Source organism: Nocardia vinacea NBRC 16497 (genome assembly GCF_000308835.1).
Classification (GTDB): Bacteria; Actinomycetota; Actinomycetes; order Mycobacteriales; family Mycobacteriaceae; genus Nocardia; species Nocardia vinacea.
Genome location: NZ_BAGN01000177.1, coordinates 18546 through 40058, shown reverse-complemented (window position 1 = coordinate 40058; position 21513 = coordinate 18546). Strand labels below are relative to the sequence as shown.

Below are 21513 nucleotides of genomic sequence, written 5' to 3'. Positions count from 1 at the left end.
GGGTCAGGCGGGGTCGTCGAGGATGCGAAGGGCATTGTGAATTCCGGTGTCGAGTACCTGGTCGGACAGTGCGGGATCGCTGATGGCTCGGGCGAGTTGCAGGGACGTGACCAGGATGCTGAACAGGCCCAACGCCGTCTGGAGTCGGTTCGTGTCCGATCGTCCGGGGGGTAGGTGCGCGGCTATCTCCTGGACGATCGACTGTGCGCCCTCGGAATAGGCATCCCTGACTGTGGCGTCGCACCGACCGATTTCACTCAGCAGCGCCGCGGTCGGGCAGCCGCCCGTGTGGTCGTCTCGGTGTTCGGTAGACAGATAGGCACGGATGTAGTCCTCCAGCGAGTCCCGATCGGCCGGTAACGCGCCGATACTGGCACGCTGCCGTTCGAGCTGATCGGTGACGACATTCGCGACCAGGTCGCTCTTGGAACCGAAGTGCGCGTAGAACGCACCATTGGTGAGGTCCGCATCTGACATCACCGCGGCGATTCCCGAGCCGTCGATACCGTGCTGCTTGAGTCGCCGACCGGCCGCCTCGATAATGCGCCGACGCGTCTCGGCCTTGTGCTCCACGCCGTATCTGGCCATGGAACTCACCTCCACCTGTCTCGTCTGCCCGTCCTCGACGATTGTAGTACAGTCATAATAGTATGATCGTAATTTCAAGGGGGCCGAGTTGGGAGGCTGGAATGAACGCCCTGCACGAACCGATCGAGTTGCCCGGTGGCCTGGTGCTGCCCAACCGGATCATGAAGGCCGCGATGAGTGAGGCGCTGGCCGATGCGCGCCATGCCCCCGACGAACGTTTGGTGCGGCTCTACGACCGATGGAGTCATGGCAGCTACGGGTTGCTCATCACCGGCAATGTCATGGTCGACCGCGCACAGCTAGGGGAACCGGGAAACGTCGTGATCGAAGATGACCGGGACCTGGCGCCGTTGTCCCGGTGGGTCGAGTCCACTCACGATGCGGGCGTGCCGATCTGGGCGCAGCTCAATCATCCTGGGCGGCAGTCGAACCCGCTTGCTATCGGCCATACTCCGGTTGCGCCTAGTGCGGTGCCCATGAGCCTGCCGGGCTCGCCCACGCCGCGCGCGCTGACCGGTACGGAGATAGAGAGCATCATCGAGCGATTCGCGACCGCAGCAGCGGTCTGCGAAGTGGCGGGATTCGACGGCGTTCAGATCCACGGTGCGCACGGCTATCTCGTCACCCAGTTCCTCTCGCCGTTGACCAACCTGCGCGAGGACGAATGGGGGGGCGACAGTCGGCGCAGGATGCGTTTCCTGCTCGAAGTGATCCGCCGCATCCGGGCCCGTGTCTCGCCGGGGTTCGCGGTGAGCGTGAAGCTCAACTCGGCCGATTTTCAACGAGGCGGATTCAGCGAGGACGACTCACGCGAGGTCGTGCGTGCCCTGGCCGGCGAGGCCATCGACTTGATCGAGATCAGCGGCGGGAACTACGAGTCGCCGGCCATGTCGGGATCGGCCGCGGCCAGTACCCGTGCCCGCGAAGCCTACTTCCTCGACTACGCACGCACCGTGCGCAAGGCCGCAGGACAGGTACCGCTGGCGGTCACCGGTGGGTTCCGGTCCCAGGAGGCTATGGCGCAAGCAGTCAAGTCGGGAGACTGCGATGTGGTGGGGCTGGCTCGCCCGACGGTGACCATGCCCGACGCTGCGGATGCCATCCTGTCCGGTCGGATCGGCGTGCTTCCGACACACGAACTCAGGACCGGAATGCGCAGCCTGATAAGCAGATTCGTCGATGTCAAAGCTCTCGACGGCGTGCTCAACATTAGCTGGAACACCGATCAGCTACACCGCCTCGGCGCCGGACTCGATCCCGACCCGGACCGCGGTCGCCTCGTCACCACCCTGGCAATGCTCAAACGCAACGGGACGGCGACGCTGCGCCCAACACGCGGAATCCGATGACGCGATGAACCCCGAACCACATACCAGCGCGGAAAGGCCCACCATGCTCACCTGGAAAGACACGCCGACCAAGACGATCGACGTCGACTCAGTGCCGTTCGCGTACCGAGAACTCGGTGTCGAGTCCGACGTGCCCGTCGTGTTCCTGCACCACCTCACCGCCGTGCTCGACGACTGGGATCCCCGGGTGATCGACGGAATCGCGGCACACCACCGCGTGATCACCTTCGACAACCGTGGTGTCGGAGCCTCCGGATCTGCCGTCCCGAATACCATCGAACAGATGGCCGACGACGCGATCGCGTTCATCCGCGCGCTCGGGTTGGAGAAGGTGGACCTGGTCGGATTCTCCCTCGGCGGTGGCGTGGCCCAGTTGGTTGCGCTTCAAGCGCCGGATCTGGTCCGGCGAATGATCTTGGCCGGTACCGGACCACGCGGTGGCGGCGGTATCGGCAAGATGCGCACGATCGTCGCCATCGCCTATACCAAGGCGTTCCTGTCGCGCAAGGACCCACGAGAGTTTCTGTTCTTCCCCCGCACAGCCGAAGGCAAGCAAGCCGCATCCGCCTACCTCGCCCGACTCCAGGAGCGAACCTTCGACCGCGACAAGAAGATCTCGACGCAGGCCGGGCTGGCCCAGCTCGAGGCGATCGTCAACGGCGGCAAGGCCGCACCCGACGATCTGTCACAGATCACGGTGCCCGTCCTGGTCGCCAACGGCGACGACGACCTCATGGTGGCGAGCAGCCTGTCGGCGGACATGGCGCGCCGACTCCCCAACGCGGAACTGAAAATCTACCCGCGATCCGGACACGGCGGGATATTTCAGCATCACTCGACCTTCGTTCCCGACGCACTTCGGTTCCTCGCCGACTGAGCTACTGCTCGGCGGTATCGAATCTTCCCCCCGCACCGACTTCGCAGAAACGAGGACATCATGAGCACTACCAGCGACGACTCCATCATCACGTCCTACGCCGAGGCGCCGACTCGTACCGTGATCGCCGATGGCACCACGTACGCCTATCGTGAGCTGGGCCCCAAGGGCAGTATCCCGGTGGTGTTCTTCGTGCACCTCGCGGCGACCCTGGATAATTGGGATCCGCGAATCATCGACCCGATCGCCAAGAACCGTCACGTGATCGCCTTCGACAACAAGGGGGTGGGAGCGTCCACCGGCAAGGTGCCCGCCACCATCGAGGAGGCCGCCGATGATGCCTACACGTTCATCACAGCGTTGGGGTTCGACAAGATCGATGTGTTCGCGTTCTCGATGGGCGCCATGATCGCCCAGGATCTGACGCTCGAGCATCCCGGGCTGGTGCGCAAGCTCGTCCTGACCGGGACCGGTCCGCGTGGCGGCAAGGATATGGACAAGGTCGCCGGCGTCACCTACTGGGACATGTTGCGGGCCACGGTGACCCGTTCGGATCCCAAGGAGTTCCTGTTCTTCAACCGCGACGCAGTGGGTAAGCGTGCCGGTAAGGAGTTCGTGCGCCGCCTCGAGGAACGCACCATCGACCGCGACAAAGACATCAAGATCAGTGCCTTCCGATCCCAACTCGCGGCGATCAAGGCCTTCGGTCGGTCAACGCCATCGGATCTGTCGAAGATCACCCAACCCACGCTTATCGCCAACGGAGACCACGACCGCATGGTGCCCTCCGTGCTGTCCGAAGACCTGCATCGGCGCATCGCGGGATCGGAACTGATCATCTACCCCAACTCCGGCCACGGCGGCATCTTCCAATACCACGAGCAGTTCGCACCGATTGCCGCGGAATTCCTCGCGGAGAGCTAGGCGCCGGTGCGCTGTTTGACCTGAGCATTTTCAGTGTGCGCGAAATCGCGGATGAACGGCGAATGGTGTCCCTGAGGATTCGAACCTGCGCCGCCCAAAAACCGCCCTGGGCTGTGGAAACGCGGTGGCAGGTTTGTGCCCTCGGCAGGGCACGCAAAACATGGGCAGCTGAAAAACGCCTGGTCATCGTGGGTACGTATTCCGTCTGAGGGATCGCGTTGCCCTGCGAGCGTTGGTCAATCGGCCCCGACTTTATGGCGCTCGGGGCGGGGCATGTCGAACATGAGAACGGAGACGACCTGTGGTTTTCGGGTGGGCGGCTGGTTGTCGAAGCGGTACCAGCAGTAGTGGCGGGTGGCGCCTCTTGTTCTGCTGGGTCTCGGCCGATACGACCGCTCCGACTGGGCAATCGGGAGCCCCGCCACCGTGAACGCTCGATGATGGGAGCAGTGTGACGGGACACTGCCACATACGGTGGCCGGGAGGTGAAACCCCTCCCGGCCACTCGTTAGAGCACCTTTCGCTGTCTACCGGTACACAATGCCGGAAGACGGCGAATTGCCCAGACTAGGCAGTACCACCCCCACCCGTCTCCGGAGACCCTTCGGGAACGTCCCCGCCACCGCCGGGTCCTTGCTCGCCGGGTCCTTGCTCGCCTGGTCCCTGCTCGCCTGGTCCTTGCTCACCTGGTCCACCCTGCTCGCCCGGTCCACCCGGTCCACCCGGTCCACCGGGAAGACCGGGAATACCGCCACCGGGAATGGGAATGGGGATGGGAATCGGGATGGGGATGGGGATGGGGAGGACTCCGACACCGCCACCGCCACCGGGGAGAACGGGAATAACTCCGCCGCCGGGGGGGATGGGGATGGGGATGGTTGTCACCGGCGTTGTCGGCGGTGCTGTTGTCGTTGTCGTTGTCGGCGGTGCTGTTGTCGTTGTCGTCGTCGGCGGCGCTGTCGTCGTGGACGTCGGTGGAATAGTGCAGTTGGGTCGGGTGATCCTGTTGTTGTCGAGGCTGACCTGGCCGTTGCGTGCCAAAAGCCGTCCCTCCACGATGGTTCCGGTCTGCGCCGAGATCGAGGTCAACGCCATGATGGTTCCGACGAAGGTGGTGTTGGTGCCCAGTGTCGCGGAGCTACCCACCTGCCAGAAGACGTTGCACGGTGAGGCCCCGTTGATGAGGGCGACCGTGCTGTTCGATGCCGTGATCAACGTAGATCCCGCTTGGAAGATCCAGACCGAGTTGGGATCATTTTGCCCATCGAGGGTGACTGTCCCGGTTAGGCCCATGGGGCCCGCCGTATTGTACACCCCCGCGACCAGTGTTTGGCCGCCGAGATCAGGGGGAGCAGCGGTGGCAGGACCGCGACCCGCAGCATCGTTATATGCCGTAGTCAGATCCGTTTGCGCTTGCAACGCCACCGCGTCGGCAGCGTGGAAGGCTCCCGTTCCGGGGGTAATAAGTCCCGGAGGAAACCCGGTAATCGCACTCCCCGGGCTGACCCCCACATCACCGGAGATTATCGTAGGCCCCGTGTTGGTGACCGTCTGGCCCGCCAATACCGCGAAGGACGTGGCAGTCCCCAACCCGACAGGGGGCTGGGCCGCTGACGCTATCCCATTGAATATCAACAGGACTGTGGCGGTCACAACCGTCACCGCAGCGATGATCAATCGTCCGACCGGACGCGCCCGGGGCGAGTTGGACGGCAATGTCACTGGTTTCCCTTCGCCGTTGAACGGCACACGTGTGAATGTCACTGTCTGTCTTCGATGCAACTGGGATGCGTGGATGGGTGCGTCCGTTGCGATTTGCCCACCGCTGTTCTACAAGCTTCCAAACCGCCCCGACCACGTCGATAAGTCGAAGCCAGAAATTAACCCATCCAGGGTCGAGTGACTTACGAAGTACCTTTCGATGCCGATGCCGATGCAGCGGGGCGTGGGCGATGCTCGCGTCAGTTTGCTTGCTACTGAATCGGTGTCACGGTCGAGTCTCGCCACGGAAGTATCAGCGGTTCGCAAATACAGTGCGCGATCCCTCTTCTGGCGGGCGACCACGCAAGCGCCCTCGAGGCCCGTCCTTGGGGGCACCACCGATCACCAAACAGGAAGAGGTCAAACAAACATGGGCGGTCTCATCAGCGGTCTGCTGCCGATCATTGGCAACCTTCTCACCGGTGTCGTCAGCGTTCTGGTCCACTCGCTGCTCTGACACGAATGTTTGGTTGCGGTCTGGCCCCCGACATCTCAAAACAGTCGGTCGGGGGTCGGGCCGCAAACAATTCACTACGCCCGCTACATAGGTGATCAACCGATCGAGAGGCTGTTCGAATGATCCTCCAGCCCGTAATCAACCTCGTCACAGGACTTCTCGCCGTCGTGGGAGACACACTCCATTTTCTGACCGGCGGCCTGCTCTAGGGGTTACGGCAACCGCAGCGGGATGAACGTGAAGTTCGGCAAGTCCAAGTAGAAGCTCGAGTCCGTGAGAGGTCGGATCGTTGTGTCGAGGAAGATAGCTCGAGCACTCGCCGTAACCGGCGTGTGTGCCGTCATCGCAGCGACCGGCGCCGTCGTCGACCAACCCTCTGCCGCTGCTCCGGAATTCGATCCGAGCGACTGCCCGGCCCTGTACACCCTCGGTGTTCAGGGCACAGGGCAGTCCTCTCTCAGCGCCTCGCCCACCGTCGACACCGGCATGCTGTCGGGCGTTTTCGCGCCATTGCTGGCCAGTATTTCGAAGCCCGGAGCGATCGATCGCGCATACGTGCCCTATCCCGCTGCGTTCGGCGGGATCGTGCCCGGCGCTGCCACGCCGCCGTACGCACAATCCGTCTTCGCCGGACTCGACGAGCTGCGCAGCATGGCCCGCGCGATCAGCAATAAATGCGAGAACACCAGCCTGGCTTTGCTGGGGTATTCACAAGGGGCGCACGTTGTTTCGTTGTTCCTGCGGGAGGTAGGGCTCGGATACGGTGTGGTGGCACCGGACAAGATAGCTGGAGCCGCACTCTTCGCCGACCCCACCCGTGACCCGGGGGCACCGGTGTTCCCCGGCGCGCCGGGACAGCGCACACCCGCCCCCGCACCCGGCACCGACCGAACAGCATTAGCAGGGCTGCCCCCAGTTGCACAGACGATGCCAACGGGCGGTGGCATCGGACCGCAACAAGACATTGCCGCAGACTTCGGCGCACTCACCGGACGAGTGGCCTCGCTATGCGTTGCAGAAGACCTCGCCTGCGACGCACCCACCGGCACACCGATACTGCACGCGTTGACGAACATCATCGGCCAGGCACTGCTATCCCCACTCGACCCATTCACCGTACTGTCCTCGATCACTCAAGCCGTTGTCGCGACAACCGTGAAGACCGCCGCCGCCGTGGTAAGCCATGACGTGGACGGCAACACGGTCGAAACACTGACGCTGACGTCCGAAAGGACGCTCAGTCAGCGCCTTGCCGAAGCCTCGGATCCGCGGGTGCCGGTCTATGGTCCCGACGCGCAGGCGGCGTTGCTCAAAGTGGCTACAGTCACGCTCAATATTTTGCTCGCCGTAGTAGGCGTGACACTCGATCCGAGCGAAGTCGCCGAAATTCTCAGCGTCGGCGAGAATCAACCGTTGGACGGCATTGCCCTCCTTGCGGAAAAGATTACTGGCCCGCGATTCCCATCGGAGCCGATCGAATCCGCTGGGAACCTGGTGACACAAGCGTTCGACGCGGTCGCCTTTGCCGTCGCGGACAACGCCGCGCTGCTCGAACCCGCAATGTGGGCGAGATATCAGGATGTTGTCGCACGCCACGGCGCCTATGTATGGGAATCCGTCACCGAAACCGGCCAGACGCCCACCCAATTCGTCGCGGACTGGTTTTCAGCGCTGGCACGCAGTCTCGCCACCAGGACAGGCTCCACCATCAAGGCTAAGGCTACCGCCGCACCGAGTGCTGCCAGTCGGCCAATAGATCCACATCAGGCCGTAGCGCCAGGCGATGCATCTCCACCAGCGAGCCAGGCCGCCGAACCAGCTACGGCCAAACCCGGGCTCCTACATCGCGCACCGCTAAAAGACATGCCAGCATCCGTTACCGCTGACCAAACCGACACCGCTACGCGGGATTGCCTGTGGATGCTCCTGATGTTCCTGGTTTCGTGGCGACTGCTTCGACATCGGCTCACCGCTGGTGATGACGCCGGTGTCGGATCCAACTTTCTTGCAGGGTCCGCGAACTCACCCTCGAACAACGCCAGCTGGTATTGGAGCGCGCCGCCGATAGCCGCAGCAGTCGGAGCCATGTCGGTTATCGCGGTGTCGGTGCGCGAGCTCCTGTAGGGGATTTCGACAAATCACCATTTTGCGGTGGTGGTGGGTTGGCCGTGGCGCAGGGTGGACCCACCACAGGAAGATCAGCACCGTCTCCCGCCCCCGCGACAGCCTGGCGCGCAGTATTCGCGGTCAAGATGCCCTCATCGACCAAGGTTGTTGCTGGGGCCGGGTCTCTCATGGTGGGCCAGCGGGCGGTGGGGTGATGCCCACGAGCGCGGTGTAGACCACCACGTTGGACTGATAGCTTCTTATGGTGTGGTCGAATTCGCCGCCACACGTCACCAGTTGCAGCGCGCTGTATCCGCGCGAGTCGTAGACCTCATGGCTTGGGAACTCTGACTTCAGATAGGTGGCTACTGTCTGGACGAGGAAGTGAGCAACCGATCGGTCCGCTCTTGTCACGTGGACCTCGTCCCCGGGGTGCAGTGACGGTAGTCGGTAGAAGACCGCGGGCCCGGTGTAGGAGTCTACGTGTCCCAGGATGACCGCGGAGCCCATGTCTCCCGGTGGGGGGCCGTATCGGTACCAGCCCGCTACCTGAAAGTCCGTCGGAAGTTCTACGGTGCGATCAGGATTGAGGCCGAGCTCGGAGAGCGGTCCATCCACGGCGATAGCTGGGATGTGTAGTTCCACAGGCAGCGATTCCGGGAGCCCGGCCGGGGCCACGGTACCGAACGCGGTCACAGCGGCATGGGTAGCCGGGACCAGGTTCCCGCCTGTGCACAATCGAGCGACCGGAGTCAGTGCCGCGAGAAGTAGCAGAATGCTCGCAGCTATCCGCAGGTGCCTCGACGACACCGGCGAACTGCATCCTGGACTGCGCGCTCGTGCTTCAGTCATTCCGGTTCCGGCCGGGCTGCGCTGGGTCCCCGACGTCGGCGAGTGGTCCGCTCGAAATGGAGGCCGAGTCCGGGTACCGCCAGCACACCCAAGGTCATCAACTGGGGGCGGACCATCGGCGGTGCCACCTTCGCCGCTACCTGGAGCACCCTTTGGCGGAACTCCGGGGCCTGGCATCACAGGCGATGCTGTCTCGGGCGTATCGGGGCCGCCCTGACCACCTTCACCACCGGGTCCACCTGAACCGCTGAGGCAATGCGGTGGTAGTTCCGGAATCGGTGGGCTGGGACCGCCGGGCAACCCTGGAATGACCGATACAGCACGAAATGACGACCTCATGGGGACTCCTCGACAGATAGAATTTATCTACAAGCCTCACATGCGTTTGTGAATGCGAGCGGATCAGTTCTATTGCCTCGGCAACGAGCGAAGTGCCTATGGCGCTCGGCACGTGTTACTCGATATTACGCTTCAAGGCTATAGATCCTAATTAAACTTTGGGTTTGGGTGGTCGTCCCGGAACTAAATGTGATGTATCTATTGGGCTGCCGTAGCAGCCATGGGTGGGTAATCGGGCGAAAGTGGCGCGGCCACTCCGTCGTCGGACTCGTATTAAACCAGGTGACCGGTCGGTTTTGGAGGGGCGAGTCGAGGAGAGATCAGGAAGTTCTGGTGGTGACGTTGAGTGATCCGCCCGTCGAGACTGTGGTGGCAGCGAGGACAAGGGGCGCCAGCCGCACCGACTACCAGCCCAGCGAGGACGACAACGTCACCGTCGCGGGCGTGGCCAGTGCGAAAGGCGCTCTTGGCTATTTCGGCTACTCCTACTTCGAGGCGAACACCGGCTGCGCGCGGTCGAGATCAACAGCGGCAAGGGCTGTATCGCACCATCGGTACCGACCGCTCAAGACGGCAGCTACAAGCCCTTGGCCCGTCCGCTGTTCATCTACCTCACCGACACAGCGCTGAAGAAGCCGCAGGTGGAAAAGTTCGCCGAGTTCTACATCAACAACAACGCCAAGATCGTCGACGCGGCCGGATTCATACCGATGACCAGCCCGCAGATCTCCCAAGCCCGCGCGGAACTGGCCGACATCATCGAAACCGCCGGACAATAACCGGCCCGTAAATCCACAGTCCCACGCGAGGATGCAATAACAACCTGCTCGCTAGAAAAGTGACGCCTATGGGGCCATCTCGGCGAGGCCCGAGGCGAACTCGGCTGCTGGCGGGCACAGGTACTTGATATTGGCTCCGGCAACGACTTCCATCGCGTAGAAGTCGTCGGCACGGGTGTTGGGCAGCGCTGCGCTGCTGAGATCGCCATGTGCGCTGTAGATCTGGTTGCAGATCCGGTGGCCTTCCTCTTGGATATTCTTGGCGTTTCGTCCTTAGCATCGAAAAGGCAGTGATGGCTCATGTGAGGCACCTCAGCAAGGCGTCGCCCCCCGGCTGCCGACGTATCGAGACGGTGGGCGGATGAGCGCGCACCTGACGCCCGCTCGGCAGCGCAACGCCGTATCCGAGGGGATGGCGCTGGGACTCCTCCTCTGCGGGAGAAACACGGTGGCGTACGACAAGATCGGCGTAGACCTCGCGTTCGAAGGCGCCTGGCGCGTGTGGACGTACCGCGACCGCTTCCCTCGGGTAAGCACCGACCTGGCGAAGGGCTTGGACGGAATATGGGTGATGACCCATGCGGATGAGCAGAAGCAGGTCTGGGTCCTGTTCTGGGAGAACGATCGTGAGTTAACCATCTGCGCCCGTCAGTCGGACTGGGATTACGAAGATTCGGCCGATCTGGAGTACGCGGTCAGGATGATCAGCGGCGATGTCCCGGCAGAGGGATGGAAGGTCTTGGCGCAGGAGTTCCTCGATCGCTTCGAGCGGTAGCACGCCCACGTGCGTTCGTACCCGCCGACCAGGGGTTTCCTGGTGTCCGGCTACGGAATTCACGCACACTGTTGTGTGTCACCTACGCTCTGATTCATGACGACGGAGCTGTCCCTGGATCCCGCGGTGACCCGCGCGTTCCTCGATAAGCTGCGCGAGTCACCCGCCGCGCGCGAAGCATGGGAAGACGTGATGCGCACCATCCGCGACGCGGCACCGAGCATCCTGAGCCAAATCGGCCCGGCCTTGCGATTCGATGACCTCGCTTCACCGACCACTCAGATGAACATCCTGAGCCACGTGGGCGCGGGCTTTGGCCTTGAGGCGGTTTTCGCGGGGGCCCGAACGTCCTCGGTGTCCGTCATTGCGGGGAGCGGGTTCTACGACCACTTGCGCGAAGTGTTCGACGACGTCTTCCAGCGCCGTCTGCATGCAGCGAACTGGTGGCTTCCAGACCATGTCAATCCGGCCAAGCCATCCTGGATCCGCGGCCTCGAAGAAGCACTGCCCACCGACTATCGGTGCCGGTCGGTCGATGCGGTCATCAATGCCCTCGAACACTGGCGGGCGCTACTGCACTACAGGCATCAGCGCGTACCGGATTCGCCGGGGCGGCTCGTCACCGCGCGTCGGCGCGTCCCGCGCGGCCCGGACTTCCGCAGGTTGACCTCCCCCTGTCAACTTGCGGGACTCGTCGTGCGCGCATAACCGAACGCGCACACGCAGTCTCGCCTCTCAAAGGAGAGACTGTCATGTTTTTTCAGCACACAATGGTCCTGTTGGCCGCTTCGCATGGGTTGTCAGCACTTACGGTCGCGCTGCTGGTTCCCCTGGCCGTGCTCACCGCGTTGGTCGCGGTAGCCGCCCTGGTCGCGATCTTGGATGGTCGTGAACGCGACTGGCACACGGCGGTATGAACAGGAAGCGCCGACCCTCACTTGGTCGGCGCTTCCCCGGCCTGCGAATCGTCCAGAGCCACTGGTGCACGATCGTTTTCTGCTGTGGTGCGAAGCGCCTGCTCGGCGATGATGAACGAGAAGCGGCATCTTCCCCGATACACCACCTGCTGACGCTCGATCCGGGTCGTCGCCGCACACGCCGCGCTCGATGACATCGGCCGCTGTGGGTCATTCGCGCCATTTCAGGGGCGAGGTGGTGAGGGCGGCGTCGGCAATGCGTATCGCGCTGGTCGTCTTCAGTTTCGCGTGGGAGTCGTCGATCCATTCCTGCATGAGGGTGTTGCCAGCGGCGCGGTACTCGATGGCCTGGAACAGGCATTCGAGGCGGTCGGCGTCGCGGGCGCAGACCGCCTCGACAGTGGCTTGGGCCTCGAATTCGGCGACGGTGTCCTGCAACAGTTTTCGCAACGGTTCAGGCATGCCGACGACCTGTGCGGCAGTCACCGCCTCGTGGTCGACCGAGGGCAGGAACGGTTTGGCCGCTTTATTGAGGTCGCGAGTGCGGGTCTCCTGGGAGTCGTGCCAGATCGCCATGTGCGCGGCCTTGGCCGGGTCTCCGCCTTCGAGGGCGGCGATCAGCGCCGCGAGTTGGGCGGTGCGGCAGGTGTGATCAGCGACCGATTCCGGGTTGGGTACATGCGCGTCGAGCCAGCCCTTGCGTGATTCACGTTTGAGGGTGCCCAGCTCGAATGCGAAGGCGGCGATTTCGGCTGCGGCGTCGGGGCCCAGCTGGTGTGCGTCCATGGTTGTTCCTCCGCGTCATCGGCTGGACAGTCGTACTGCGTAGGCCACGTTAGCCAGATCCTGGCGAGCTTGGGGCATCAGATCGGTGTCGCTGCTCATCCTGTCTAGGGCGGTGCGGGTTGCGTCGCGCAGGGCGGGGTTGGCGGCGAGCAGGTGTGGATGGCTGGCGAGCAGGTCAGCGAGGGTGTGTGCGTAGAGGTCGGCTTGTTCGGTGCCGGGTTGGAGCCGGTCGAGCAGGTGCCGCAGCAGCCGCTCGCCCGACCATGCGCATGGGTCGGCGCGGATCATTGCGGCGTCGTCGGTGAACGCGACGGGACCGAGTTCGCCGACCCAATAGGCGTAATAGGTCAGATTCGCCAACTGCTGGGGCTGGTCGTCTTGCAGGCGAGTCAGATAGGCGCGCAACGGGTCTCGATCACCGGTGGCAGCCAGTGCGATTGCCGAGGACCGTACGCGCAGCCAGCCGGGCACGTCGGTGTACGAGACTGAGTGCAGAGCGCGCGTGAGTTCGCTTGCCAGCCAGCCGGCGGAGTCGCCGCGGTCGTCGAATCCGAGCAGATAGATGGCCTGGCGGCGCAGCAGTGCGTCGTCGGGCCACTGGCAGCGGTCTGCGATCAGGAGCAGGTGGTCGAAGAACCGTTGGCGGTCGGCGGCGGAGATGACGGGGTTCGACGGTCTGGGCCCGCGCCCGCGTTGGCCGGTGAGATCGGTCAATTGCGGGGGCGGGCGGCCGTTGATGGGCCAGGTGATCAGGTTGGCCAGGGTGCGTTGGTGGATGCTGACCGCGAGTGGGTGATCTTCGGCGCTGGTCGTGTCGGGATCGATTGCAACGGTGTCGCCGATGATGATGTCGGCTTCGAGGGCATCGGTGAGCAATGCGATGGCCTGGGAAGGTGCGCCGTGGCGTGTGAGCAGCATCCGGACGCGGGTCAGATCCCCGGCACGCAGACTGGCGAGGGGACGGCGTCCGCTTTCCCACCCATAGACAGTGGTGACGTCGACGCCGAGGAGCGCGGCGAAGTCGGCTTGGGTGAGGTGGGTGGCCTCGCGCAGCAGCTTCAGCAGGAACCCGGAGACGGCACCGAAACGCGAACCCTGACTCGGGGTCGGTGTTTCGCGGGGCGTGCCCATGGGCTGTCCTCTGCGTGCGTGCGGCGATGCCGGAGCTACTCGTACTCCCGGTCAGTTCAGCTTCCGGCCTGGTCAGAATACCTTTGGGACAGCGATCAATTCGATATTCGATCGAATCGTCACCAGTCCACATCTCGACGAATTCCGTTGACGCGGCTGGGTTCTCACTCGTGGCGTCAAACGAAGGAGTGTGTCCTGATGAACCACGATCAACCGGCAACCCAGTGTCCGCTGCGGTACCCGTTCGGGGAGACCCACACGCTGGATCTGGAACCGGACTACCGCGACTGCGGGCCGATCATCGCGGTGGAGCTACCCAGCGGTGCGCAAGGGTGGCTGGTGACTGACCATGCCCTGGTGCGGCAGGTGCTGGCCGATCCGCTGTTCTCGCGGGAACAGGCGAACCAGCCGCAGATAGCGCGCCTTTCGACCGAAGTGCTTCCGCCGTCGGCGATCTTGGCAACGGATCCACCCCGGCACACCGAACTGCGCACCAGGATCGCGGGCATGTTCGCGCCACGCCAGGTCGCGGCGATGGCTCCGGCCGTTACCGCGCTGGCGGCCGACCTGGTCGATGAGCTGGAGGTAGCCGGGGAACCGGCCGATATCGTCTCCGGCTTTGCCGAGCCGTTCGCGGCGGCGGTGGTGTGCGAAATGTTCGGTGTACCAGAACATTTCCGTGATGAGGTGTTCGCGCTTGGTGATGCGCTCACCGCGCGAGACGCCACCGCCGAAACCTTGGCGGCTGCGCGGGGTACGTGCGAGGCGCTGGCACGGGCGATCGGTGTCGAGAGCCCGAACGGGTTGTTCAGCATGCTCGGACAGTCCGCGCGCAGCGATGATGAAGTGCTGAACCTGATCATCGCCTGCTTGATTGGCGGCCGGGGATCACCCACAGTGTTCTTGTCGAGCGCGCTGTTCGCGTTGCTGCGCGAGCCGCGCCACTATCAGCAGCTCGTCGAACATCCGGACGCGATCTCAGCGGCAGTGGAGGAGTTGCTGCGTTTCGTGCCGGTCGGGGTGGGTGGCGGCTTCACTCGGGTCGCGACTGCGGATGTGCAGCTGGGGCCGGTGCTGGTGCGGGCAGGGGACGCGGTGATTCCGGCGATGCACGCCGCCGGGCGCGACCCGAAGGTGTTCAAGCATCCGGACGACCTCGTGCTCGATCGCGGCGCGAAGATCGCGCATCTGGCGTTCGGACACGGCACCCATTACTGCGTCGGCGCGGGCCTGGCCCGTCTGGAAGCCCGCGCCGCCCTGGAGATCCTCACCACCCGGCTGCCGGGGCTGCGCCTGGCGGACCCCGCCGACGGCGGGATCTGGCGGCACGGCCGCGTGGTGCGTTCCCTCGAACGATTGGACGTGGCATGGACGCGAGACTGATCATCGACCGCGACCGCTGTGCGGGTACCGGAGTGTGTTTGCCGATCGCCAGCCCTCATCTACAGCTCGCCGATGGCGCTGCCCGTGCCGTCGATGGCACCACGATAGGGATCGAACGGGCGCGTGCGGCTGCTGCGTGCTGTCCGAACGAGGCGATCACGGTGTGCGGGCAGCCGCCAGCGGTGTTTCGTGTGGATGCACCGATCGTCACGTTGGGTCCTTCTGGCACCGATGCCCAGGCCGAGGCAGGCAAGCACAGCGGACAGGTGCGCTTGGTCGATTCCTTCCCCGATGCGATGCGCGCCGCTGCCGAGAACCCGGGGCTGCGAGCGCTGGTCGCGGCGGGATATCTGGCACTGGATGCGGAGGCCCGCACGGTGGATTCGTGGGTGGACCAGCACTTCATCTACACCGGCGTGCTGCGGCTGGAGCGCTGCTGGGAAAGCCTCACCAAGCCGATGTGCCTGGCGGTCCGCCGCGATATCGGCCATTCGATCGCGACGGTGGCCACTCATCCAGCGACCCGGGTGTTCGCCACCCGGCATGCCCCTGGAGCGCGCCAGGTTTCGGTGACCGCGAAACCGCTGGCCGCCCGAGCGGCCGCACATGCCGAGGTCGACGCTTGCATTGCCTCGGCCGACATCGCCGCCCGATACCCGCAGTTGGAGATCCGGGCCGAGTTCGCTCCCACGATGGTGTGGCTGCTGTACGTGAAGGCAGGCCACGATGGGTGAGTCGAACACCGTCGCGGTACTCGGCGCCGGGATCATGGCCAATGCCGTCGCGAATACCCTGCACGCTCACGGTTTCGAACTGCGTCGCTACAACCGCACCACCGCAGCGATCGACGGGCCCGCGATCGTGTGCGCCTCCCCAGCCCAGGCCGCTGAAGGTGCGGCTGCGGTCTGGTCGTTCGTGCACGATGACACAGCCTCCCGGGCGGTGTGGTTCGGGCAGGACGGCGCACTCGAGACGGCCGATGGTGCGATTGCCATCGAAAGCTCTACGCTCTCACCGCAATACGCCGACCAGTGGATGCGTGAGGTAACCGGTTCAGGAGCCCGAGCCGTCTTGGCGCCGGTGACCGGCAGCCGCCCCGGGGCTATAAACCGCGCGCTGGTGGCATTCGTCACGGGCTCGACGGCCGACCTCGCTGTGGCCGACTCGCTGCTTCGTGTGGTCGCCCGCGATGTAATCCGCGTCGAGAGCGCCGCGGCGACGGCGGTGGTCAAGCTGCTCAACAACGCGCTTGCGGCGACCATCTTGACCGCACTCGCCGAAGCACTTACCGCCGCAACCACGCTCGGTCTCAACCGCCACCAACTGATCGAGGTGTGGGCACAGCACGGATGGGCTGCGCCGGTCACGGCGGCGTACGGCGAGGCGATGCTCAGCGGCGCACACCCACTCACAAACTGCGCCTTGGCGGTCCTGGCCAAAGATGTGCACTACACCCTGGCAGCGCTCGGTGATCAGGTCCCGGCAGTGCTCGCAGCGGTCGCCGACCGGTTCGACGCGGCGATGGCCGCTGGCCTGGGAAGTCAGGAAATGTCGGCAATCATCGACGCGGCCGGAGGCCCGCCATGACCGGCACCGTGCACGATTGGTTCACCCACAGCGCGAGCATCCCGTCGACCGTCCGCGCACAGGTCAACCAGCACCTCGACATCTACACCGCCACGGTGCGCGACTGCGCACACACCCACCTCGGCCACACGGTGAGTGTGTGCGTGTCCGGCTCGCTGGCGCGCGGGGAGCCCGCAGTCCGACATCGCGTGGGAGCGTTCACCCTTGCCTCCGACGTCGACCTGATCACCGTCGTCGACCAGCCAGCCGACATCCAAGCGTGCGTGCAGAAGTTCGCGCTCAGCGTGCTCGAGTGCCACCCCGACATCGACACCACCGTGTTCATTGTAGGGCGCTCGCATCTGCATCGGGTGGCGGGCCGGTTCGGCGCAGACCTGCACCACGCCGCCGCTCGCCCGCTATCCGGAGCTGCCCTGACCGGGGTCGCAGCCCCGCGAATCGGTAAACGCGAAGGACTGGAAGGGATTACTCATCAACTGGCGACGATCTACTGTCCCGACAGCCCGCCTGGAGCCAGCCCGTGGCGCATCAAGACAGTGCTGGAGGCGCTGCGCGCGGTCGCGGCGCGCGGCGACGAAGGTCCGCAGCGCTACAGCGACCTGCCCAACGATCCGGCGGTGTGCGAACTGCTCGACCGTGACACGGTCGCCGCCCTAGTAGCGGCCCGCGAGCACGACCGACAGCTGCCGATCCCCACCGAGCGGGCATACAAGCTGGTCATGGCGTCAGCGTGTGCGCTGTTCGGCGTTGCGGCCGGTCATCACGAACTGATCGCGACGCTGCATACCTGCCGCCGCCGCGCGCACCTGCTCGACGGATTCCAGCACGCGGTGCTGGCAGCGACGATCATCCTGTACGGACCACCCGAGTTCCGATGCTCTGCCGCCGCAGCACTGCACGTGATTGCGGAAGCGATCGATCCCGAAACCCTGACCACCGCCCATGGGGCGCTCGAATCGTTGATGCGGATATCGCCGGTGGAGTTCAACCGCGGCATCGATCACCCCGACAGGGTGCTGCGCCAGCACGTGCAGGCCCTGCGCCGCGATTATTACGGCTGGCTCGGACCGCACAACTTCGGTGCGCAACCCGTTGCTGACTATCACGGCCCCGCCGCCGTGACCCCATCGACCGCAAGGAGACCCGCGCATGGATGAATGGCCCGACTGGGTGCACCAGCTCCCGAGTATCGACACCGCGTACCCGGGAGGCCGGGGGCATCTGCTTGCCAGCGAGCACGGGCAGGTGGTGCTCTGGTCATTCCCCAGCGGGGCGACGGTGCCGTGCCATCGACACGGCCCGCAGATCGGTGTGGTGATCTGCGGCAGCGTCGAGCTGAGCCTCGGCCCCGAAACCCGAACGATCAGCGCCGGTGAGAGTTTCAGCCTCGCCGACCAGCAACCCCACGGGGCCACTATCGCGCCGGGCACGCTGGTGATCGAGGTGTTCGCCGACTCGGACCGCCACACCGCCACAACACCGCAGGCCCTTCGGTGAGCGTTCGGATCATCGACGCCGACCGTGTCCTCACCGGAACCGGTGAACTGCATTCACCGGGCACGGTGGTCACCACCGACGACAGAATCGCCTGGGTAGGAGCCACCGAAGCGCAGCCATCAGACTGGAGTGGGCATCGTGTTGAGCGGATCCGACTGCGCGGGTCGACGATCCTGCCCGGGTTGATCGACGCGCATGTGCACTTGGCCTTCGGGTGCGCGGTGCACCCACGGCCCGCGATCCAACATGACACGCGTCTCGCGGTCGCCGCGACGATCCGGCACGCACTGCGCGAGCTGGCAGCCGCGGGCATCACCACAGTGCGCGACCTCGGCGCGCCGCGTTACGTCGACAGCGACACCTTCGCCACCACCACACCACCCACCCGCGTACTGAAAGCCACTATCCCGCTGACGATTCCGGGCGGGCACTGCTACAGCCTCGGCGGCGCGGTCACCACCGACACCGAGATCGCAAGCCTCGTGGCCGCCAACGCCACACGCGGCGCGGAATGGATCAAGGTCATGGTGACCGGAGGCTTCACCGTCAGCGGGACCAGCTCACCCTACGAACCACAGTTAAGCGACCACCAGCTGCGCGTGGTCGTGGCCGCCGCCCGCGACCACGGGCTACCGGTAGCCGCACACGCGCACGGCACCACGGGGATCCGCCAGGCGGTCGACGTGGGCGTCGACTCGATCGAGCACTGCACATGGATGACCGACGACGGCGGATTCGACTTCGATCTCGGCCTCGTCAACGCCATCGCCGCACAGCGGATCATGGTGTGTCCCACCATCAACCACGAAGCTATGGCCGCGCGAGGTCGGCTCTCATGGGCGGTGCGCCGTGAACAGCTGACCGTGATGCTCGGTGCTGGCGTGCGATTGGTGCCCGGTACCGATGCCGGCATTCCGCGCACCCCGTACAACAAGTACGCCCGCTCGCTACCCACCTACCTCGACCTTGGTCTCGCTCCGGCGGAGGTGATCGATCTGGCCACGCGCCGGGCTGCAGAAGCGCTCCGCATCGACCACAGCACCGGTACGCTCGCCGCCGGGCGGTCCGCCGACCTTATCGCTGTCCCGGGCGACCCCCGCCGGGATCTGACAGTGCTCGCTACCCCGATCCTGGCCATGACCGCTGGAAATCTGCATTACCCCGTCGCCGTCCCCACCACCGAGGAGTAGACCCGCCGATGAGCACCAGCACCCCCTCCTTGAACTCCGAATACTCCTCGACCACACCGCTGCAAACGCGCATCGACACCCACGCCCGCCATAGCGAGCACCCCGACGATCCAGTCGCCGCAGTCCTAGCCGTCCTCGACCTGGCCGAGACACAGTCGCTGGCCGATATCGGCTGTGGCGACGCCCGGTTCCTCGCCCACCTCGCCGAAGCCGGTCACCGTGGCCGCCTGGTCGGCGTCGACAACTCCGCGGCAATGATCGCAGCCGCCACCGCGATCAACGGCGTCGAAGCAGTACACGGCGACGCCACCCGGCTCCCGTTCGCTGATGGCGAGTTCGACCGCACCACCGCCCGGCACATGCTCTACCACGTACCAGACCCTGTGGCCGCGCTGCGGGAATTCCAGCGCATCACCCGCCCCGGCGGCAGGGTGGTCCTCACTGTCAACCACGCGCGAACATGCAGCCGCACAGGCGATCTCGTCGCCGCCCACGCCCGCAGCTACGGACTGGAACCCGTCGCGGAACTGGCTAACAGCGTCAACTCCGACAGCCTTCCGGAAATGATGGCCGAGGTCTTCACCACGGTGAGCATCAACCGCTTCGACAACGCCCTCGTCTTCGACACCGCAGCGCCGCTGATCCGTTTCGCCGAGGCCATGGCCTCCTTCTGCGGCGTCGGTGCCGACAGCCCACACCGCGACGCCATCCTCGCCGACGTCGCCACCGACATCCACCGCTGGTTCACTAGCCATCCAAGCCAGGTGTGGCGCGATCCCAAGGGCTATATCGTCGCCACCGGAATTGTTGAATAGCACTGCAACCGAGGAGGATTTGAATTCTGTGAAGCTGCTCGTCACCGGCGGTGCCGGATACATCGGCTCCGTCGTCGCCCACCAGCTCGTCGACGCTGGCCACGAGGTCGAGATCATCGACAACCTCTCCACTGGGTTCGAGTCCAACCTGCCCACCGCGGCTCGATTTCATGAGATGTCGGTCCACCAGGTCGCCGATATCCTCACCCCCGAAGCCCGGTTCGACGGCGTGCTGCACTTCGCCGCCAGCATCGAAGTCGCCGAATCGGTCAGCAACCCAGACAAGTACTGGCACAACAACATCGAAGGATCACTGGCACTACTGCGCGCGATCCGCACCGCGGGGGTCTCCCGCCTCATCTTCTCCAGCACAGGATCGATGTACACCGGCGACGGCACCACCGCCTTCGACGAAACCGCCGAAGTCCGGCCCAAGAACCCATACGCAGCAACCAAAGCTACGGTCGATCAGCTCATCGCGGGCGAATGCGGTGCCTCCGACACCCTCGGTGCGGCAACGCTGCGCTACTTCAACGCTGCCGGAGCGGTCCTCACCGCGGGCGGGGTCCATCTGGGTGAACGGCACGAACCGGAATCGCATCTGATACCGATCCTGCTGCAAGCCGCCGATGGCCAGCGTGACACGTTCACGCTATTCGGCACCGACTACGAAACCCACGATGGCACATGCATCCGCGACTACATCCACGTCGCCGACCTCGCGGCCGCCCACCTACTCGCTCTCGAGTTCGTCGAGCCGGGACGCCACGACATCTTCAACCTCGGCAACGGCCAAGGGCACTCGAACCAACAAGTCCTCGACACAGTCCGCGAAGTCACCGGAGTCGAATTCCCCGTACGCATCGAAGGACGCCGCCCCGGCGACCCAGCGGTGTGCATCGCCTCCAGTGAAAAAGCGCAACGTGAACTCGGCTGGAAACCGCAGCGGCCCGACCTCGCCGACATCATCGCCGACGCATGGCAATTCCACCAATCTGTTCACTCGCGGGCGTAAGGGGCACGCGAACTCAGAGGTCGAGTCAGAACTAGCTGGCGGCGGTGAGATGGAAATTGAACTCGCCTTCGGCGATACCTGCGAGGAAAGCCGTCCACTCGGTGTCGTTGAAGCGCAGTTCGACGTCATCGGAGGAAAGCGCCGTGTCCGTGCCGTCCTGCCTGACGGTGGCCGCACCGTTTGCTGAGGGGGTCTCTGTGCGGACTTCGGTGAGGAACGTTGCCCACTGGGCATGGGTGAACTTGATGACGCCGTGGTCGTGGTGCTTGGTGTGGCGAACGAAGACTCCGTCGCTCGCGGGTGCAACATCAACGCAGCCTTCCCCGTTACCGCTGAACGTTGACTTCCGCCAGGGGAGGCGGTCTGCGGTGTTCATCTCCAACTC

Annotated in this window: 23 protein-coding genes and 1 pseudogene; 18 read left to right on the top strand and 6 right to left on the bottom strand. The window is 64.6% G+C overall.

Annotated elements, in window-relative coordinates; all coding sequences use genetic code 11:
* Positions 1-3 precede the first annotated feature (3 nt).
* Positions 4-588, bottom strand: coding sequence for a TetR/AcrR family transcriptional regulator (locus tag ON44_RS23815; protein ID WP_040693884.1), 585 nt, complete (start codon positions 586-588; stop codon positions 4-6).
* 101 nt (positions 589-689) lie between these two features.
* Between ON44_RS23815 and ON44_RS23810 the strand changes: the two genes are divergently transcribed.
* From ON44_RS23810 to ON44_RS23800, 3 genes are read left to right on the top strand one after another with little or no spacing between them, the layout of a single operon-like run.
* The gene (locus tag ON44_RS23810; protein WP_040693804.1) at positions 690-1937 is read left to right on the top strand and encodes an NADH:flavin oxidoreductase/NADH oxidase family protein; all 1248 of its coding nucleotides are present in this window, start codon (positions 690-692) and stop codon (positions 1935-1937) included.
* Positions 1938-1980: 43 nt separating this feature from the next.
* Positions 1981-2814, top strand: a complete 834-nt coding sequence (locus ON44_RS23805; RefSeq protein WP_040693883.1) for an alpha/beta fold hydrolase — start codon at positions 1981-1983, stop codon at positions 2812-2814.
* A gap of 60 nt (positions 2815-2874) precedes the next feature.
* Positions 2875-3738 carry an alpha/beta fold hydrolase gene (locus tag ON44_RS23800; protein WP_040693802.1) on the top strand — a complete coding sequence of 288 codons (864 nt, stop codon included), beginning with the start codon at positions 2875-2877 and terminating at the stop codon, positions 3736-3738.
* A 567-nt stretch (positions 3739-4305) separates the two neighbouring features.
* Here the strand turns inward: ON44_RS23800 and ON44_RS48525 are convergent.
* Entirely contained in the window at positions 4306-5250 is a 945-nt protein-coding gene (locus ON44_RS48525; protein WP_245567305.1) for an ice-binding family protein, read from the bottom strand.
* A gap of 25 nt (positions 5251-5275) precedes the next feature.
* Here ON44_RS48525 and ON44_RS52765 point away from each other — a divergent pair, with 25 nt between their 5' ends.
* The 3 genes and pseudogenes from ON44_RS52765 to ON44_RS52760 all read left to right on the top strand — a co-directional run bounded on the left by ON44_RS52765 (position 5276) and on the right by ON44_RS52760 (position 8080).
* On the top strand, positions 5276-5641 hold the full coding sequence (locus tag ON44_RS52765; RefSeq protein ID WP_245567304.1) for a hypothetical protein: 366 nt from the start codon (positions 5276-5278) through the stop codon (positions 5639-5641).
* A gap of 801 nt (positions 5642-6442) precedes the next feature.
* Positions 6443-6985: pseudogene (locus ON44_RS54065) on the top strand (cutinase family protein); the annotation flags it as partial.
* Positions 6986-7021: 36 nt separating this feature from the next.
* Complete coding sequence (locus ON44_RS52760; protein WP_245567303.1) at positions 7022-8080, top strand: hypothetical protein; 1059 nt, start codon at positions 7022-7024, stop codon at positions 8078-8080.
* A 168-nt stretch (positions 8081-8248) separates the two neighbouring features.
* On the opposite strand, the gene ON44_RS23780 is transcribed toward ON44_RS52760, so the two are convergent.
* Positions 8249-8758 carry a class F sortase gene (locus ON44_RS23780; RefSeq protein WP_245567302.1) on the bottom strand — a complete coding sequence of 170 codons (510 nt, stop codon included), beginning with the start codon at positions 8756-8758 and terminating at the stop codon, positions 8249-8251.
* A 1082-nt stretch (positions 8759-9840) separates the two neighbouring features.
* Here ON44_RS23780 and ON44_RS47020 point away from each other — a divergent pair.
* The 4 genes from ON44_RS47020 (at position 9841) to ON44_RS50420 (ending at position 11724) form a co-directional block, all read left to right on the top strand.
* On the top strand, positions 9841-10032 hold the full coding sequence (locus tag ON44_RS47020; protein WP_051182375.1) for a hypothetical protein: 192 nt from the start codon (positions 9841-9843) through the stop codon (positions 10030-10032).
* A 361-nt stretch (positions 10033-10393) separates the two neighbouring features.
* Positions 10394-10807: a hypothetical protein gene (locus ON44_RS23765; protein ID WP_040693796.1), complete on the top strand. Its 414-nt coding sequence runs from the start codon at positions 10394-10396 to the stop codon at positions 10805-10807.
* A gap of 96 nt (positions 10808-10903) precedes the next feature.
* The gene (locus ON44_RS23760; protein ID WP_040693794.1) at positions 10904-11515 is read left to right on the top strand and encodes a hypothetical protein; all 612 of its coding nucleotides are present in this window, start codon (positions 10904-10906) and stop codon (positions 11513-11515) included.
* 44 nt (positions 11516-11559) lie between these two features.
* A complete protein-coding gene (locus tag ON44_RS50420) occupies positions 11560-11724 on the top strand; it encodes a hypothetical protein (protein WP_157187276.1) in 165 nt (54 codons plus the stop codon).
* Positions 11725-11934: 210 nt separating this feature from the next.
* On the opposite strand, the gene ON44_RS23750 is transcribed toward ON44_RS50420, so the two are convergent.
* Positions 11935-12510 carry an HD domain-containing protein gene (locus ON44_RS23750; RefSeq protein WP_040693789.1) on the bottom strand — a complete coding sequence of 192 codons (576 nt, stop codon included), beginning with the start codon at positions 12508-12510 and terminating at the stop codon, positions 11935-11937.
* Between the two features lie 15 nt (positions 12511-12525).
* A complete protein-coding gene (locus tag ON44_RS23745) occupies positions 12526-13641 on the bottom strand; it encodes a helix-turn-helix domain-containing protein (protein ID WP_040693787.1) in 1116 nt (371 codons plus the stop codon).
* 198 nt (positions 13642-13839) lie between these two features.
* On the opposite strand from ON44_RS23745, the gene ON44_RS23740 reads away from it, so the two are divergent.
* The 8 genes from ON44_RS23740 (at position 13840) to galE (ending at position 21128) form a co-directional block, all read left to right on the top strand.
* Entirely contained in the window at positions 13840-15024 is a 1185-nt protein-coding gene (locus tag ON44_RS23740) for a cytochrome P450 (protein ID WP_051182374.1), read from the top strand.
* A 191-nt stretch (positions 15025-15215) separates the two neighbouring features.
* Positions 15216-15758 carry a ferredoxin gene (locus ON44_RS23730; protein ID WP_245567301.1) on the top strand — a complete coding sequence of 181 codons (543 nt, stop codon included), beginning with the start codon at positions 15216-15218 and terminating at the stop codon, positions 15756-15758.
* A complete protein-coding gene (locus ON44_RS47015; protein ID WP_051182373.1) occupies positions 15751-16611 on the top strand; it encodes an NAD(P)-dependent oxidoreductase in 861 nt (286 codons plus the stop codon). The genes ON44_RS23730 and ON44_RS47015 overlap by 8 nt, the downstream gene beginning before the upstream one ends.
* Positions 16608-17768, top strand: coding sequence for a hypothetical protein (locus tag ON44_RS23720; protein ID WP_040693783.1), 1161 nt, complete (start codon positions 16608-16610; stop codon positions 17766-17768). The genes ON44_RS47015 and ON44_RS23720 overlap by 4 nt, the downstream gene beginning before the upstream one ends.
* Positions 17761-18108, top strand: a complete 348-nt coding sequence (locus ON44_RS23715) for a cupin domain-containing protein (protein WP_040693781.1) — start codon at positions 17761-17763, stop codon at positions 18106-18108. The genes ON44_RS23720 and ON44_RS23715 overlap by 8 nt, the downstream gene beginning before the upstream one ends.
* Positions 18105-19298, top strand: a complete 1194-nt coding sequence (locus ON44_RS23710; protein WP_040693779.1) for an amidohydrolase family protein — start codon at positions 18105-18107, stop codon at positions 19296-19298. Before ON44_RS23715 ends, ON44_RS23710 begins: the two co-directional genes overlap by 4 nt.
* Positions 19299-19306: 8 nt before the next feature.
* The gene (locus ON44_RS47010) at positions 19307-20113 is read left to right on the top strand and encodes a class I SAM-dependent methyltransferase (RefSeq protein ID WP_051182372.1); all 807 of its coding nucleotides are present in this window, start codon (positions 19307-19309) and stop codon (positions 20111-20113) included.
* A 28-nt stretch (positions 20114-20141) separates the two neighbouring features.
* The gene (galE, locus tag ON44_RS23700) at positions 20142-21128 is read left to right on the top strand and encodes a UDP-glucose 4-epimerase GalE (protein ID WP_040693778.1); all 987 of its coding nucleotides are present in this window, start codon (positions 20142-20144) and stop codon (positions 21126-21128) included.
* Between the two features lie 31 nt (positions 21129-21159).
* Here the strand turns inward: galE and ON44_RS23695 are convergent, their stop codons facing one another.
* Positions 21160-21504: a DUF397 domain-containing protein gene (locus ON44_RS23695; protein ID WP_040693863.1), complete on the bottom strand. Its 345-nt coding sequence runs from the start codon at positions 21502-21504 to the stop codon at positions 21160-21162.
* Positions 21505-21513 lie beyond the last annotated feature (9 nt).